15 protein-coding genes and 1 rRNA gene are annotated in these 15616 nt (G+C 40.2%); 12 read left to right on the forward strand and 4 right to left on the reverse strand.

Annotation, left to right across the window (positions count from 1 at the left end; translation table 11 throughout):
* Positions 1–30 precede the first annotated feature (30 nt).
* From argA to rutR, 7 genes are all read left to right on the forward strand, one after another.
* The gene (gene argA / locus MKX14_RS15430) at positions 31–1386 is read left to right on the forward strand and encodes an amino-acid N-acetyltransferase (protein ID WP_016802669.1); all 1356 of its coding nucleotides are present in this window, start codon (positions 31–33) and stop codon (positions 1384–1386) included.
* Between the two features lie 336 nt (positions 1387–1722).
* Positions 1723–2691: a sulfonate ABC transporter substrate-binding protein gene (locus MKX14_RS15435; RefSeq protein ID WP_032063257.1), complete on the forward strand. Its 969-nt coding sequence runs from the start codon at positions 1723–1725 to the stop codon at positions 2689–2691.
* A gap of 72 nt (positions 2692–2763) precedes the next feature.
* Positions 2764–3747: a sulfonate ABC transporter substrate-binding protein gene (locus tag MKX14_RS15440; RefSeq protein ID WP_240282892.1), complete on the forward strand. Its 984-nt coding sequence runs from the start codon at positions 2764–2766 to the stop codon at positions 3745–3747.
* 26 nt (positions 3748–3773) lie between these two features.
* Positions 3774–4949, forward strand: coding sequence for an FMNH2-dependent alkanesulfonate monooxygenase (gene ssuD / locus MKX14_RS15445; protein ID WP_240282893.1), 1176 nt, complete (start codon positions 3774–3776; stop codon positions 4947–4949).
* A complete protein-coding gene (gene ssuC, locus MKX14_RS15450) occupies positions 4946–5743 on the forward strand; it encodes an aliphatic sulfonate ABC transporter permease SsuC (RefSeq protein ID WP_213689067.1) in 798 nt (265 codons plus the stop codon). The genes ssuD and ssuC overlap by 4 nt, the downstream gene beginning before the upstream one ends.
* A gap of 13 nt (positions 5744–5756) precedes the next feature.
* A complete protein-coding gene (ssuB, locus tag MKX14_RS15455) occupies positions 5757–6557 on the forward strand; it encodes an ABC transporter ATP-binding protein (RefSeq protein WP_240282898.1) in 801 nt (266 codons plus the stop codon).
* Between the two features lie 259 nt (positions 6558–6816).
* Entirely contained in the window at positions 6817–7437 is a 621-nt protein-coding gene (gene rutR / locus MKX14_RS15460; protein WP_009387703.1) for a TetR/AcrR family transcriptional regulator, read from the forward strand.
* Between the two features lie 35 nt (positions 7438–7472).
* Here rutR and MKX14_RS15465 read toward each other — a convergent pair whose 3' ends face one another.
* Both MKX14_RS15465 and MKX14_RS15470 read right to left on the reverse strand, forming a co-directional pair.
* Positions 7473–8039, reverse strand: coding sequence for a 5'-nucleosidase (locus tag MKX14_RS15465; RefSeq protein WP_057085838.1), 567 nt, complete (start codon positions 8037–8039; stop codon positions 7473–7475).
* Positions 8040–8119: 80 nt separating this feature from the next.
* On the reverse strand, positions 8120–9253 hold the full coding sequence (locus MKX14_RS15470; protein ID WP_086376341.1) for a TDT family transporter: 1134 nt from the start codon (positions 9251–9253) through the stop codon (positions 8120–8122).
* Between the two features lie 207 nt (positions 9254–9460).
* Here MKX14_RS15470 and ribF point away from each other — a divergent pair, with 207 nt between their 5' ends.
* The 5 genes from ribF to MKX14_RS15495 all read left to right on the forward strand — a co-directional run bounded on the left by ribF (position 9461) and on the right by MKX14_RS15495 (position 15048).
* A complete protein-coding gene (gene ribF, locus MKX14_RS15475) occupies positions 9461–10462 on the forward strand; it encodes a bifunctional riboflavin kinase/FAD synthetase (RefSeq protein ID WP_002120723.1) in 1002 nt (333 codons plus the stop codon).
* A 61-nt stretch (positions 10463–10523) separates the two neighbouring features.
* A complete protein-coding gene (gene ileS, locus MKX14_RS15480; protein WP_240282899.1) occupies positions 10524–13361 on the forward strand; it encodes an isoleucine--tRNA ligase in 2838 nt (945 codons plus the stop codon).
* Complete coding sequence (lspA, locus tag MKX14_RS15485) at positions 13354–13884, forward strand: signal peptidase II (RefSeq protein ID WP_005804840.1); 531 nt, start codon at positions 13354–13356, stop codon at positions 13882–13884. The genes ileS and lspA overlap by 8 nt, the downstream gene beginning before the upstream one ends.
* A 1-nt stretch (position 13885) precedes the next feature.
* Positions 13886–14368, forward strand: a complete 483-nt coding sequence (gene yaaD / locus MKX14_RS15490; RefSeq protein WP_014208021.1) for an FKBP-type peptidyl-prolyl cis-trans isomerase — start codon at positions 13886–13888, stop codon at positions 14366–14368.
* Positions 14369–14505: 137 nt separating this feature from the next.
* On the forward strand, positions 14506–15048 hold the full coding sequence (locus tag MKX14_RS15495) for an NADPH-dependent FMN reductase (RefSeq protein WP_017387471.1): 543 nt from the start codon (positions 14506–14508) through the stop codon (positions 15046–15048).
* A gap of 43 nt (positions 15049–15091) precedes the next feature.
* Here the strand turns inward: MKX14_RS15495 and MKX14_RS15500 are convergent, their stop codons facing one another.
* The gene (locus MKX14_RS15500; protein WP_050676235.1) at positions 15092–15442 is read right to left on the reverse strand and encodes an ankyrin repeat domain-containing protein; all 351 of its coding nucleotides are present in this window, start codon (positions 15440–15442) and stop codon (positions 15092–15094) included.
* Positions 15443–15541: 99 nt separating this feature from the next.
* Positions 15542–15616 (reverse strand): 5S ribosomal RNA (rrf, locus tag MKX14_RS18340); the annotation flags it as partial.

Genomic DNA, 15616 nt, shown 5'->3' on the forward strand with positions numbered 1-15616 from the left:
ATATCTTTTTGCTGTTGATTCGAGATCGGTATGTCAAGTAAGCCTGTAAGTAAGTCACATAATAACACCCAGCATTATGTACACTGGTTTCGACACTCAGCGCCCTACATTAATGCTCACCGCGATAAAACATTTGTGTTGATGTTTGGTGGTGAAGCAGTCCGTCATCCTAATTTCGAACATATCATTCACGATATTGCTTTATTGCACTCTCTTGGTATTCGCTTAATTCTCGTATACGGCGCACGTCCGCAAATTAATCAAAATCTTAAAGAAAAAGGAATCGAAACTCCTTTTTATGATAACAGCCGTATTACCACACGTGAATCTTTAAGCTGTGTCATGAGTGCTGTAGGTTCTATTCGCCTAGAAATCGAAGCATTGCTTTCTATGGGCTTAGCAAACTCGCCAATGTACGGGGCTCGCATAGATGTGGTATCAGGTAATTTTGTGACTGCTAAACCTTACGGTATTCGTGATGGCATGGATTTCCAGCTTACAGGTGAAGTTCGTTCTATCGATACAGATGCGATTGATCGACACCTCGATAATCATAATATTGTACTGTTAGGACCAACAGGTTACTCCACTACAGGCGAGGTTTTCAACTTGCGAGCAGAAGAAGTTGCAACTAAAACAGCAACTTATTTAAAAGCAGATAAACTCATTTTTCTAGGTGAGCAACAAGGATTGTTGAATGAAGATGAGCAAATATTACGTGAATTAAGCCCACATCAACTGGACTACTATATTCAACAATACCAAACCATTAGCCCAACACTCACTTTGCATTTGCAACAGGCAAAAAAAGCATCTTTATCAGGCGTACACCGCGTTCATCTTATTTCTTATGCCTATGATGGCGCCCTTCTCGAAGAGTTATTTACTCGAGATGGTATCGGTACCATGATTACCGATGCGCATTATGAAGAAGTTCGCATGGCCAACATTCAAGATGTGGGCGGTTTAATGAATTTATTACGTCCATTAGAAGAAGAAGGTATCTTAGTTTATCGTTCGCGTGAACGTTTAGAGCAAGAGATTAGCCAGTTCGCTGTTATTGAGCGCGATGGTACGATTCTAGCGTGTGCTGCACTTTATCCAATTCCAACCGAATTTAATGAAACACGTTCAGCAGAAATCGCCTGCGTCGCAGTACACCCAAGTTATCGTAAATCGAACCGTGGCAGCCAGATTTTGCAATTCCTTGAAGAAAAGGCAAAAGAACAAGGTATTCGTCAATTATTTGTTTTAACGACTCGAACCGCTCACTGGTTCTTAGAACACGGTTTTCATCAGGTGAGTGTTGATGACTTACCAAATGCTCGTCAGGCACTCTATAACTATCAGAGAAATTCTTTAGTCTTTAAGAAACTGCTTCCTTAGCCTTTGTTAATTTTAAGATATTCTTATTTCAGATAAGCTTAGTTCAAAAAGTACAACCGTAAACACGATTAATTTATGGTTGTACTTTTTTTTAAATCTAAATTTTTTAAGGTTTTAATATTTTTTATTTTATTTACATCAACTTAATCAAAATTCATTAAATATATTTCTAATAGATAAATCTTTTTTTCGCATAAGTTTATAGCCTATTGTGTTTAGCTTTTTTTTGCATAAATAAAGACCGAATATTTATTTTTTCTGAAATAAAAATCCATTTAGGGTATCTGCTCATCCAATTATTTTTTTCTTTTTCTCTTTCGGGGAGCACGAAATCTCATGGCACTTTTCAACACCACTTCATGGGCAAAATATTCAGTCATCGCGGCCAGCCTTGCAGGAGTGATGATGTTAAGTGGTTGTGCCAAAAAAGAGGAACAAGCCACCACAACCTTAAATATCGGCTATCAAAAATATGGGATTCTTCCTATTTTAAAGGCTCGTGGTGACTTAGAAAAAGCATTAAAAGAACAAGGCGTGCAAGTGAAATGGGTCGAGTTCCCTGCTGGCCCTCAATTGCTTGAAGGTTTAAACGTAGGAAGTGTTTCACTCGGTGAAGCAGGTGAAGCGCCACCGATCTTTGCTCAGGCTGCCAATCCAAATTTAGTCTATGTCGCAAACCAACCTGCTGCGCCAAAAGCTGAAGCACTATTGGTACAAAAAGACTCTCCAATCCAATCTATTAAAGATTTAAAAGGCAAACGTGTTGCTCTTAACAAAGGCTCGAATGTTCATTACCTATTGTTAAAAGTTTTAGAAGCCAACAACTTAAGCTTAAGTGATATTCAACCAGTTTATTTACCGCCATCAGACGCTCGTGCTGCCTTTGAAAAAGGTGCAGTCGATGCATGGGTCATTTGGGACCCGTTCTTTGCAGCAGCTGAACATCAAATTCAGGCCCGAGTTTTAGCAACAGGTGAAAACTTGGTGAGTAATCATCAGTTCTATTTAGCTGACCGTAAATTTGCAGAAAATAATCCGAAAGTACTCAACACTGTTGTACAGACACTTAACCAGACCACTGAGTGGGTAAGTTCACATCAGGATGAAGCTGCCAAGTTACTCGAAAAACCTACCGCACTTGAGTTTGATGTACTCAAAACTTCCATTTCACGTATGGGTTTCGGAGTGCAGCCAATATCTGACAAGGTGGCACAAGAACAACAATATGTGGCTGATGCTTTTTATGCACAAAAGCTCATTCCAAACAAACTCACCATTCAAGACGCCATTTTAAAACTGAAATAACCCCAGCTTGGGCACGGCTTAAATAATCATATAAATGCTGTGCCTTGCCTCAAGGGGAACAAGGATATCAATATGCAACATCAGTCATTATTTAGTAAGAGTCAGTGGACACAATTAATTAAGCGCCTCAGTGCAGTCACTGTATTAGGCTTAACAATCGCAGCGCCAGCTTGGGCAATTGATCCAACTGTGAAAGAACTTCGTATTGGTTTTCAAAAAAGCTCGATTAACTTTGCAATTGCCAAACAGCAAAAGCTATTTGAGCAAGAATTCCCAAATGCCCAAGTTACTTGGAACGAGTTCCCTGCTGGTCCACAAATTTTAGAAGCATTGGCTGTTGGCTCACTCGATGTCGGCGTTACTGGAGATACACCTCCTGTCTATGCACAAGCGGCTGGCAAGCCTTTATATTACATTGCTTATGAAGCGGCTAAGCCATTGGCATCGGCAATTTTAGTTCCAAAAAACTCGCAGCTCAAACAGCTTAAAGACCTTAAAGGCAAACGTATTGCGCTGCAAAAAGGTTCAAGTTCACATTACTTACTTGTACAAGCCGTACGTAAAGCAGGCCTAAACTGGAGTGACATTACTCCGATCTGGCTTACTCCTGCCGATGCTCGCGCAGCATTCCAAAAGGGTGCTGTTGATGCATGGGCAATTTGGGATCCTTACTTTGCTTCAGCACAACTAGAAGACCAAGCGCGTGTTCTTGCATCGGGTAAAGGCTTAAGCCCGAACTATACATTTTATTTAGCGGCCCCAAATTTTATTAAACAACATCCTAAAGCTGTTTCAGGGCTCATCAAACAAATTAATCAAGCTGATAAATGGGTTCAAAGCCATCAAGCAGAAACTGCAGGTGCCATTGGGCAAAGCACAGGACTTAAGCCTGCAACCAGTGATTTATTCATTAAAAGACGTCCTCGTCCTTCATCGGCAGCTCCACTCAGCAGCAAAGTGATTGCTGAGCAGCAGCAACTCGCAGACATTTTTACTCAACAAGGCATCATTCCAAAGCCAATCAGCATCAAGCAAGCTGTTTGGATTGCCAAGTAATTTCAATAGACATATAGGTAATGCACATGAAAATTTTCTGGTTTATTCCTACCCACGGTGATAGTCGCTATTTAGGTACAAGTAAAGGCGCTCGTCAGGTTGACCATGCCTATATGAAGCAAATTGCTGTGGCAGTAGATAATTTAGGTTATGAAGGTGTACTTATTCCAACAGGTCGTTCATGTGAAGATCCTTGGATTACGGCGGCTAGCCTAATTGATGCAACTCAACACCTTAAATTTTTAGTTGCATTACGACCAGGGGTAACCACTCCAGCTTTGGCAGCACGTATGGCTGCAACGTTTGACCGTTTGTCGAATGGCCGCGTGTTACTCAACTTAGTGACGGGTGGTGATGAGACTGAATTACGCGGTGATGGCTTATATGAAGATCACTCAACGCGTTATCAAACTGCCAATGAATACGTAAAAATCTGGCGTGAGATTTTGACACGCTCACATACAGGTGAAGCTTTTACATTCCATGGTGAACGTTTACAAGTGGATGATGCAAAACTACTTTACCCACCTGTTCAAAAGCCTTACCCACCACTTTGGTTCGGTGGCTCTTCAGACGTCGCTGTCGATTTGGCTGCTGAGCAAGTGGATACTTACCTCACTTGGGGGGAACCACCAGAAGCTGTCAAACAAAAGATCGAACATGTTCGTGCTAAAGCTGAGGCTAAAGGCCGCAAATTAACTTATGGTATTCGCTTGCATGTGATTGTTCGTGAAACCAACGAACAAGCTTGGGCAGCAGCGAACGAGCTTATCCAATATCTTGATGATGCGACTATTGCTGCCGCACAGAAAAAATTTGCACAAATGGATTCTGTAGGCCAACAACGTATGGCGGCTCTCCACGGCGGTAATCGAGACAAACTAGAAGTATCTCCAAACCTTTGGGCTGGTATTGGTTTAGTTCGTGGTGGTGCAGGTACAGCACTTGTAGGCGATCCTGAAACCGTTGCTGCCCGTATTCAGGAATATGCTGATTTAGGTATTGATACTTTCATTTTCTCAGGCTATCCACACCTTGAAGAATCAATTCGTTTTGCAGAGTTAGTATTCCCGTTATTACCAATTGAAACTCGCGCTAAACTTGCTCAGCCAAATTTAACCGGTCCATTCGGTGAAATTATTGCCAACAATTATGTTCCAGACGAGAAGAAGCAAAATAGTTCCGTCAAGGAGCCTGCATGAGCAAAGCTGAAAGTGTTGTTTCACGTGGAACAAAACAAATCGGGCAGCGTTTGCTGCCTTGGATTTTCCCTATTCTTCTATTAGTTGTTTGGCAAATTGCCTCAAGTTCGGGTCTTTTAGAAAGCCGTATTTTACCCGCACCTACTGCTGTAGTTTCCGCTTTTTGGCATCTACTGGTGAGTGGTGAACTCTGGCAGCACGTTAAAGTCAGTGCTGGTCGTGCACTGCTTGGCCTTCTGATAGGCGGCGGTTTAGGTTTGTTATTAGGCCTACTCAACGGGTCTTCGCGTTTCGCCTCTACACTGCTCGATACGACCTTACAAATGATTCGTAACATCCCAGCCTTAGCACTTATCCCACTCGTCATCTTGTGGTTCGGTATTGATGAAACAGCGAAATTATTCTTAGTCGCAGTAGGTGTTTTCTTCCCGATTTATATTAATACCTATCACGGTATTCGGTCAGTTGACCCACAATTGATCGAAATGGGTAAAAGTTACGGCCTTTCTCGCTGGCAGCTTTACAAAGAAATTATTTTGCCAGGTGCAATGCCTTCTATTTTAGTGGGTCTACGCTTTGCTTTAGGTTTGGTTTGGGTATTGCTCATTGTCGCTGAAACCATTTCAGCTCAAGCAGGTATTGGTTATATGACCATGAATGCACGTGAGTTTTTACAAACAGATATAGTTCTGGTCGGTATTCTTCTGTACGCCTTACTAGGCAAACTAGCAGATGTTTTAGCACAGCTTTTAGAACGCTATTTACTACGTTGGCACTCTGGATATCAGAAATAAGGGAGCTTAGAACATGACAAATCTGAATTTAAATATTAATCAGAATGAAGTGCAGCTCATTCCGGAAGAACCAACAGAATCTCAAGAACCTGTATTAGGAGCAGAGATTCTGATCGAGCAACTTTATAAATTCTATGGTGAGGTAAAGGTCCTCGAAGATCTTGACCTACACATCCAGCCGGGTGAGTTTTTAGCAATTGTTGGTCGAAGTGGTTGTGGCAAAAGTACGTTACTCCGTTTAATTGCTCAACTTGAAAAAGCCAGCTTTGGGGAAATCAAATTTAAATCTGCCCGACATTTACGTGAAGGCATTACGAACGATGATATTCGAGTAATGTTCCAAGATCCTCGTTTACTTCCTTGGAGAAATATTCTTCAAAACGTTCAACTTGGGCTACCAAAAGCGCAACATGCTTTAGCAGAAGAATTACTAGAAAAAGTAGGTTTAAAAGAAAAAGCGGGACAATGGCCTTCCCAGCTTTCAGGTGGTCAACGTCAGCGTACTGCCCTAGCCCGTGCACTATCACATACGCCACGTATATTGTTGCTAGACGAACCTTTGGGTGCATTAGATGCTCTAACTCGGCTTGAGATGCAAAGCTTGATTGAGCGCTTGTGGAAGGAGCAAGGCTTTACTGCAATTTTGGTCACACACGATGTAAGTGAAGCAGTGCAATTGGCTGATCGTATTATCTTATTAGATAAGGGCAAGATTGCTCAAAGTTTCCAAGTTAATTTGCCGCGTCCGCGTAAAAAAAGCATTACTTTTGCTCAGCTTGAGCAACAAGTACTCGATGCGATTTTGGCAACTTAAGGTTGTGATGAGTAGTGACAACTGTTCAACCGAAAAATGCCCAATTTACGAGCAATAAAACTGCTGTTTTATTGCTCTTTTTTAGGGCGAAAATAAAAAAATATTTTTAAGAATAACAATAAAATAGTGAATCTCTCTATTTTTTGCACAATAGTATATCTATTACGCAAATAACTAGCTGTTTTTTGATTAAAAAAGCAAGACACCTGTGCACAAATCAAACAATTTCCCTTACAATGGGAGTATTATTTTTTTAATTATGCAGCAGATGGAACAAAAAAAGAGTACCCAAAAGCGCAATCAGCTTCTTGCTGCCGCCCTTGACGTATTTTCAGTCTATGGGTTCAGTGGAGCAAGTCTGGATGAAATTGCCCAACTCGCCGACATGCATAAGTCGAATATTTTCTATTACTATGAAAATAAAGAGTCTTTATATGTAGAAGTGCTCACAACCGTTTTACAAAAATGGTTGGCCCCATTACAAACTTTAGAAGCTGAATTAGAACCAGCCGAAGCCTTATCTCACTATTTAATACAAAAAATCGAACTGTCTCGTAGCCAACCTAAAGCATCTAGATTGTTTGCATTAGAAATTATTCAAGGCGCTCCACATATTTTACCTATACTGAAAGGGCCTTTGAAAAAGCTATTTAAGCGCAAAGCCAAGGTCATTCAGACTTGGCAAGAAGAAGGAAAGATTTCCCCAGATATCGACCCAGAATTATTAATCTTAAATATTTGGGGCCTTACGCAAAACTATGCAGATTTTGCAACTCAAATGGAAATGGTGACCGGTAAAACGCTTCGTAACCGCAGTATGTTCCAGCGTTCGATTGAGCATACAGTCCACCTGATGCTCTACGGCGTATTGCCTCGTTAAAACAAAAAAAGATCGGCAAATTTGCCGATCTTTTTTTAGAAATGGTTTTGATAAAGAGCTAAAAGTTTCTGGGCGCCTAACAATAAATTTTCTTCCCAATCCAAATGTGCGGTGTCATCTGCACCATCAGTAATATACTTCACCGAAATTAGTCGTACGCCTAACTTATGGCATACTTTGGCTAAAGCATAGCCTTCCATATCCACGACATCACACGCGACTTTTGGATGACCTGTTTCAAATGAGTCTCCAGTTCCACAAATTGCTTTTGGCAAATCAGCAAAATGTGGTTGAAGATGAATTTCAGCTGGCAAGTGATCATCTAACGGCGTTACCCCCACTTCGAAACCTAAGGGAGAAACATCCATATCACGTTGTACAAAAGTTTTTACTTCGACCAAATCATGTCGATTAAATGCAGAGCTTCCAGCTGTACCGAGGTTAATTAAAGTTTTGCATCCTGTTTTTTGAATAACTTCAAACGCTTTAAAGGCAGCATTAATCTTACCAATACCACTGTAATGGACTTCTACACCTGCTTGTTCAAATAGACCCTTAGATTCATTAGGAAGTGCCATAATTAAAGCAATATCAGTGTTCATTCAAAAAGCTCAAATCAAAATTAAATAAGTTAGAAAATAAGTATAAATCAGGTGCAAAAGCTTTTTGCACCTTTTCATCATTACTGCACTTTTTGTTGTAAAGCGATTAAACACGGTGAAAAGAACAGTTGACCGCTATATGCGCCTGCAAGCGTTTTCTTCATTACCACGCCCCACATTGCCAATAATAAAAAACTCAATGCCACAGCAACGTATTGTAAAAATACAACTTCAACCTGATGTCCTAAGTTAAATAGTGCGAGAATAAATACGCCTAATGGAAAAGTTAGGCCCCACCAACCCAAGTTAAATGGAATACCTGTCTTTGCGTGACGAAGCGTTGTTAAAATCGCAAGACCAAGCCACCATAACCCAAAGCCTAAAAGCACGAGACTACCTACAACTCCTAAGGCTTGAAAGATATTCGCAAATTGGTTAAATCCTACGTTTGGCGCTACTCTTTGTGCCTGCTGGCCTAATAACAATAAACCTAATGCACCTGTACCAATAGGACCTAAAGAGAGCCAGCTAGAAATAGCGACTTCTTTTTCAGGTAACTGATGCAAAGCCATACGCAACATTAAAATTGTCAAAATAGCGAATGCTGGTAAAACAGAGATTCCCCAGAGCACATAACCAGCCAGTAATAGATGAAAGCTGTGCACATCTGCTGGTAAATGTGCAACCAACATCCCCGCAGAACTTGCTGCTACTTCACAAGCAACTACAGGTAAAAGCCAGATTGCGGTCATCGTATGTAACTGATGGTTCTGACGGCTAAACATGCAAAACGGCACAATCCACGCAATTGCTAGCGCTAAAAAGACATCGATGTACCATAAAGCTTGGGCGATATGGATTGCGACTTCACCGTAAAGCCCAAAACCGAAGCTTAGAAACCCGTTTAATATCGTTGCGAGCCCCATCGGGATAGCCCCTAAAAACAAGCTCATATTTGGATGATTAAAAATTTGCTTCGCTTCATGAGGGAAAAGAAACCACCGCAATAAATAAAGAACTGAAAAAACGCTGAATAAGATAATATTAAATTGCCATAACCAAGTTGCTAACGTGAATAAAAAAGATTGAGCAAATGGCAGCTGGATTAAAATCATACTCACCACGCCAGTACCCATAGTCGCTGTAAACCAATTTGGGGTAAAATGTCGTATAACATCTTTGCTTTGATTTAATTGATAAAAAGGTTTTTTCATCTTAGTTCTCTAATCAAAGAGTGGATAAAGGCATAGTAGAGCAAACTAATAATAAGAAAAATTGATTTATTTTTATTTAATTCATCAATATTTTAAATATAAAGATATTCATATTGAAAAATAACTGAGTAAAAACACAACAACAAGACGAATCTGTGAGATTATGGCAATATATAGCCCTTGCAAAAATAGCCATATTTTAAGTTCATGAAACTGCTTCGTCTTAATGCGTTATCGCCCAATTTTCAGTTACCTCAAACAGCGGTGACTATTGGTAATTTTGATGGTGTCCATTTAGGCCACCAAGCGATGATTGCTCAACTCAAAAACATTGCTGCAGCACAAGGCTTAAAAACTTTGGTCATGATTTTTGAGCCACAACCTCTTGAGTTCTTTAAAGGTTACGATGCACCTCCTCGTATTAATTCATTACGGGAAAAAGTTGAATACCTAGCTGAGCTTGGCGTTGACTATATTGCGGTTGCTAAATTTGATGAACATTTCCGTAGCATGAGCGCATCTGCCTTCGCAGATTTATTAAAAAATAAATTAAATGCCCAGTCATTAGTTTTAGGGGATGACTTTCATTTCGGTAAAGACCGCCAAGGCAATAGTGAATTTTTAAAAGATTATGGCTTCCAAGTCACAAATTTACATACCATTGAACTTGAAGGTGAACGCGTAAGTTCAACCCGTATTCGCCAAGTACTTCAAGTGGGTAATCTCGCTTTAGCAGCTAAATTATTAGGCCGTCCGTACAGTATTACTGGACGTGTCCAATATGGCGACCAAATTGGACGAACTCTTGATTTTCCAACCATTAATGTTCGTCTCAACCGCCACAAACCTTGTTTAAACGGTATTTATGGCGTTGAAGTCATTTGCGAAACAACTTCACTCACTGAAAAAGTACGCCAAGAAACACCAGAGAAACCGGGAATTGCCGGATATCATGAAAATAGCCTCTATGGCGCAGGTCATGTCGGTACACGTCCCGCCATTCAGCAAGAACATCCAGAATGGAGATTAGAAGTACATTTCCCTGATGTTTCTGCTAATCTGTATGGCTTATTTATGCGGGTGACTTTTCTTCACTATCTTCATGGTGAATTGAACTACCCTTCGCTTGAGGCACTTAAGGCAGGAATTGATAATGACGTGCAACAGTTACGACAATATCGTAACGACACGACACAATTTCCTTTTTAATTCGAATTTTGATTGTAAAACATGTCAGCTCCCAAGCTGATTAAACTGGAAGAAAACTTGCATGAGCGATAAGCAAACTCCTGAGAATGCAGTGGACTACAAAGCCACGCTAAACCTGCCGGATACTCAATTTGCAATGAAAGCAAATTTGGCAGTACGTGAAGTGAAATGGTTAGAAGAGTGGTATACCGACAACATTTATCAGCAGATTCGTGCATCGCGTATTGGCAAGAAAAAATATATTTTGCATGATGGCCCTCCATATGCGAACGGTACAATTCACTTGGGTCACGCGGTCAATAAAGTACTCAAAGACGTTATTGTAAAAAGCCGTACGCTTTCAGGTTTTGATGCACCATATGTTCCAGGTTGGGACTGTCATGGCTTGCCAATCGAACTAAAAGTCGAAGAGAAAGTGGGTAAAGTGGGCGAAAAAGTTGACGCAGCAACTTTCCGTAAACTTTGCCGTGAATACGCGCTAAAACAAATTGATTTACAGCGTACTGACTTTAAACGTCTTGGTATTTTAGGTGATTGGGATAATCCTTATCTCACTATGAATTACAAACAAGAAGCTGATATTGTTCGTGCTCTAGGTCTCATCCAGAAAAATGGCCATATCCAGCCAGGCTTAAAGCCAGTGAACTGGTGTATGGACTGTGGTTCAGCTCTTGCTGAAGCAGAAGTTGAATACGAAGATAAAAAATCTGACGCAATTGACGTTGGTTTTGGTGTTGTTGATCTCAAAGATTTAAGTGTCCGTTTAAACGTAGAAGTTCAAGATCCGACAGATATCGTGATCTGGACCACTACACCATGGACATTACCAGCTAACCAAGCCGTTGCGTTGCATGCCGAAATTGAATATCAATTGGTGCAAGTGACAACTGAGCGCGGTAAGCAAAACTTCATTCTTGCTAAAGACTTAGTTGCTTCAGCGATTGAGCGTTACAAGCTTGAAAACCCAGTTGTTTTAGCTGATTTTACTGGTTCGGCTCTTGAAAATCTTACCCTACAACATCCTCTACTTACTGATCGTCAAGTTCCGGTTATTTTAGGTGAGCACGTTATTGCAACAAACGGTACAGGTGCCGTACATACAGCGCCTGGCCACGGTGCAGACGACTATAAAGTAGGTCTTCAATATAACCTTAAAGTAGACAATCCAGTGGGTGGTAACGGTGTTTATCTCCCAACTGCTCCAATCTATGCTGGTGAACACATCTATAAAGCCAATCCAAAGATTATTGAAGCTTTGGGCGCTGTAGGCCGTTTATGGGCTCATCAACCAATTAAACACAGCTACCCACACTGCTGGCGCCATAAAACTCCTATTATTTTCCGTGCTACACCACAATGGTTCATTAGCATGGATCAAAAAGGGTTACGTGAAGGTGCGCTTAATGCCATTGAAAATGATATCGAGTTTGTACCGAACTGGGGTAAAAACCGTATTGAATCAATGATCGAAGGCCGTCCGGACTGGTGTATTTCACGTCAACGTACTTGGGGTGTTCCAATTCCTTTCTTCGTTCATAAAGATACGAACGAATTACACCCGCGTACACCTGAACTCATCGAAGAAGTTGCTCAACTGATCGAAGAAGAAGGCATCGAAGCATGGTTCAAACGTGAAGCAAAAGACTTCATCGGTGAAGATGCTGAACAATATAACGCTGTTCGCGATACACTCGATGTATGGTTCGACTCTGGTACAACGCATTACGCTGTACTTGAGCAACGTGATGAATTAGAAAGCCCTGCTGACTTATATTTAGAGGGTTCAGACCAACACCGTGGCTGGTTCCAATCTTCTTTATTAACGTCTATGGCAATTCACAATCGTGCGCCATATAAAGCCTTGTTAACTCATGGTTTTACCGTTGATGAAAATGGCCGTAAATTGTCGAAATCTTTAGGCAACTATATTCCGCTTGAAGAAATCATCAAACAGCTTGGTGCCGATGGTTTACGCCTATATGTAGCTTCTAGTGACTACCGTTATGAAATCGCAGCATCAAAAGAAATCTTTAGCCGTGTAAGTGATAGCTACCGTCGTATTCGTAATACTCTACGCTTCTTGCTTGCGAACCTAAATGGTTTCAAACCAAGTACAGATGCTTTAGCTGTAGATGACCTTATCGCTCTAGATCAATACATCTTACAACGTGCGAATGAAGTACAACAAACCATTATCACTGCCTATGAAGAAATGAACTTCCATGTGGTGTGTAGTGCGTTAACAAGCTTCTGTATTAATGACTTAGGTGGTTTCTACCTAGATATTATCAAAGACCGTCAATACACCACTAAAGCGGATTCTCAGGCACGTCGTTCTGCTCAAACAGCGCTTTATCATATTGTCCAAGCATTTATCCGTTGGATGAGCCCAATCTTAAGCTTTACCGCTCAAGAAGCTTGGCCATTGATTCCAGAACAAACTGAAAAATATGTATTTACTTCAGAATGGTATGACTTACCTGTTTCATCAAAAGCAAACTTGCTTTCTGAAGAAGATTGGCAAACATTGATTAGCGTAAAATCTGCAGTAAATAAACAGATTGAAGCAGCGCGTAACGCTAAACTTGTCGGCAGTAATCTTTCAGCCAAAGTTGAACTTTGGGCAAGTGAATCATTACAAACAGTTTTAAACCAACTGGCTGATGAACTCCGTTTTGTTCTTATTACTTCGCAAGTAGTAGTACATCCATTTGCTGAGCAAGGTGAAGCAACTGAAATGGAAGGCTTACGTGTACAAATATCTGCAGCTGAAGGTGAAAAATGTGCACGTTGCTGGCACGTCCTTCCAGATGTAAATACACATGCCGATCATCCTGGTTTATGTGGTCGTTGTATTGTGAACGTCACTGGTCGTGGCGAAGTGAGAAAATATGCCTAATTCACAAGCTAAAAAAGGCTTATTCCAGTTTTATCCACATAATCTGATTTGGCTTGGACTTTCAGTCCTTGCCATTGTATTGGATCAATGGACAAAATGGATTGCGAGTACACATCTAAACTATGCAGATCCTGTACCTGTACTTCCATTTTTAAACTGGACACTATTGCATAACTATGGTGCAGCTTTTAGCTTTTTATCTGATGCAGGAGGATGGCAGCGCTATTTCTTCACATCTTTAGCGGGCTTAGTTTCAGTACTTTTTGTATTTTGGTTAATGCGTATGCCCAAAAAAATGGTGGTGCTACCTGTAGCCATCGCTTTAATTTTAGGTGGAGCTTTAGGCAATTTAATTGACCGTATTACCCTAGGTTATGTGGTCGATTTCATTCATGTTTATTACCAAAATCATCACTTTCCAGCTTTTAATATTGCGGACAGTGCCATCACTCTAGGTACGATTTTGCTACTCATTGATACATTCTTCCTTGAGAAGCAACGTAACCAAAATTCGGATGCATAATATGACCGAAATTATTCAACCTAACGAAGAAATTCGTATCCAAGAAGGCTCTAAAGTCGACCTACACTTTTCTGTAGCTATCGAAAATGGTGTAGAAATTGACAATACACGTAGCCGTGAAGAGCCAGTTAGTCTGACTATTGGTGACGGAAACCTTTTACCAGGTTTCGAAAAAGCATTATTCGGTTTACGTGCAGGTGACCGCCGTACAGTACACCTTCCACCAGAAGAGGCTTTTGGTCCGTGGAATCCAGAAAATGTTCAAACTTTCGATACAGTTAAGTTTGAACAACGCCCTATTCCTGGTCACATGATCGAATTTGAAGATAAGGCAAAAACCACCTTATTCGGTGTAGTAAAATCAGTTAATGATGACATTACAGAAATTGATTTTAATCACCCATTAGCTGGGAAAAATATTACCTTTGAAGTAGAAATATTTAAGGTTACTCCTGAAGGCCAACAAGGCATTAAGCTAATGTAAATAAAAAAGCCCTCTAAATGAGGGCTTTTTTATGATTCAGTTTTTATTAGTGACATAAGAATCCTTACAAATTCTATATTCTCTCCTACCTATAGAATGAATTAAGTTATAAAGATAAAAATTCTTAGGAAAAATACATGCTGGTCTATATTATCGTAGGAAGTGTTCGTGAAGGACGTACAGCAATTAAAGTTGCCAATTGGCTAGAATCCACAATTCCATCATTTAATCTAGAAGATTTTCAGACAGAAATAATTGATTTAAAAGAGTGGAATTTACCGTTATTTTCAGGCTCTCACCCACCTGCTACTGGGGTTTATGATCAACCTAAACAACAAGAATGGGCAGACAAAATTGCTCAAGCAGACGCATTTATCTTCATTAGCCCAGAATACAACCATGGTTACAGCCCAGCTTTAAAAAATGCACTTGATTATGTCGGTAAGGAGTGGGGTAGTAAACCTGCTGCATTTATTGGCTATGGTTCAACAAATGGCTCTCGTTCTATTAGCCAAATACGTCAAGTCACCTCAAGTTTAAGTATTATTGACCCGAATGCTGTAATAGAGATAAGAGATATATTTAAACGTAATAAAGATGAAAAATTCGAAGCTAATGAATTTGAAGTAAAAGGTCTTCAATCCATTGTTGAGAAACTACAGAAATATCATTTGTCTTAATTGCACAAAAGGCCTCTTTTCTAAACAAAAGAGGCCTTTAATTTTATAAACTCTTTAAATACTCCACTACATCAGTATTACCAGCCATTTCTGCAAGCTCTAATGCTGTGTATTCACTTTTGTAAGCGACATGCGCACCTTTTTCAATTAAGAGTTGAACTATCTCTAAATGATCATTTTCAGCAGCTGCTTGTAGAGCACTATATCCCTCATCATCTATCTGATTAGGATTTTCTCCCTCTATTAGTAATTCTTTTACTTGATCGATATCACCTAGAGATGCCCAATAAATCAATGCAGGCAAAGATAGCTCTTCATCATCTTCAGGTATTGGAGAGAAAGAATTGATTTTCATGAACGTACCCAAAATAATAGAGTTCATCATTATATTCATAGAATACAGCAAGAATACAAATCCTATCTTTTATTAAAAATTAAATTCCGCGCATAAAAAACACCCCCACTCATTAGAATGGGGGTGTTTGGAATAATGAGCTGGCGATGACTTACTCTCACATGGGTAACCCCACACTACCATCAGCGCTAAGAGGTTTCACTTCTGAGTTCG

It is taken from the genome of Acinetobacter pittii (assembly GCF_022449185.1).
Taxonomy (GTDB): domain Bacteria; phylum Pseudomonadota; class Gammaproteobacteria; order Pseudomonadales; family Moraxellaceae; genus Acinetobacter; species Acinetobacter pittii_I.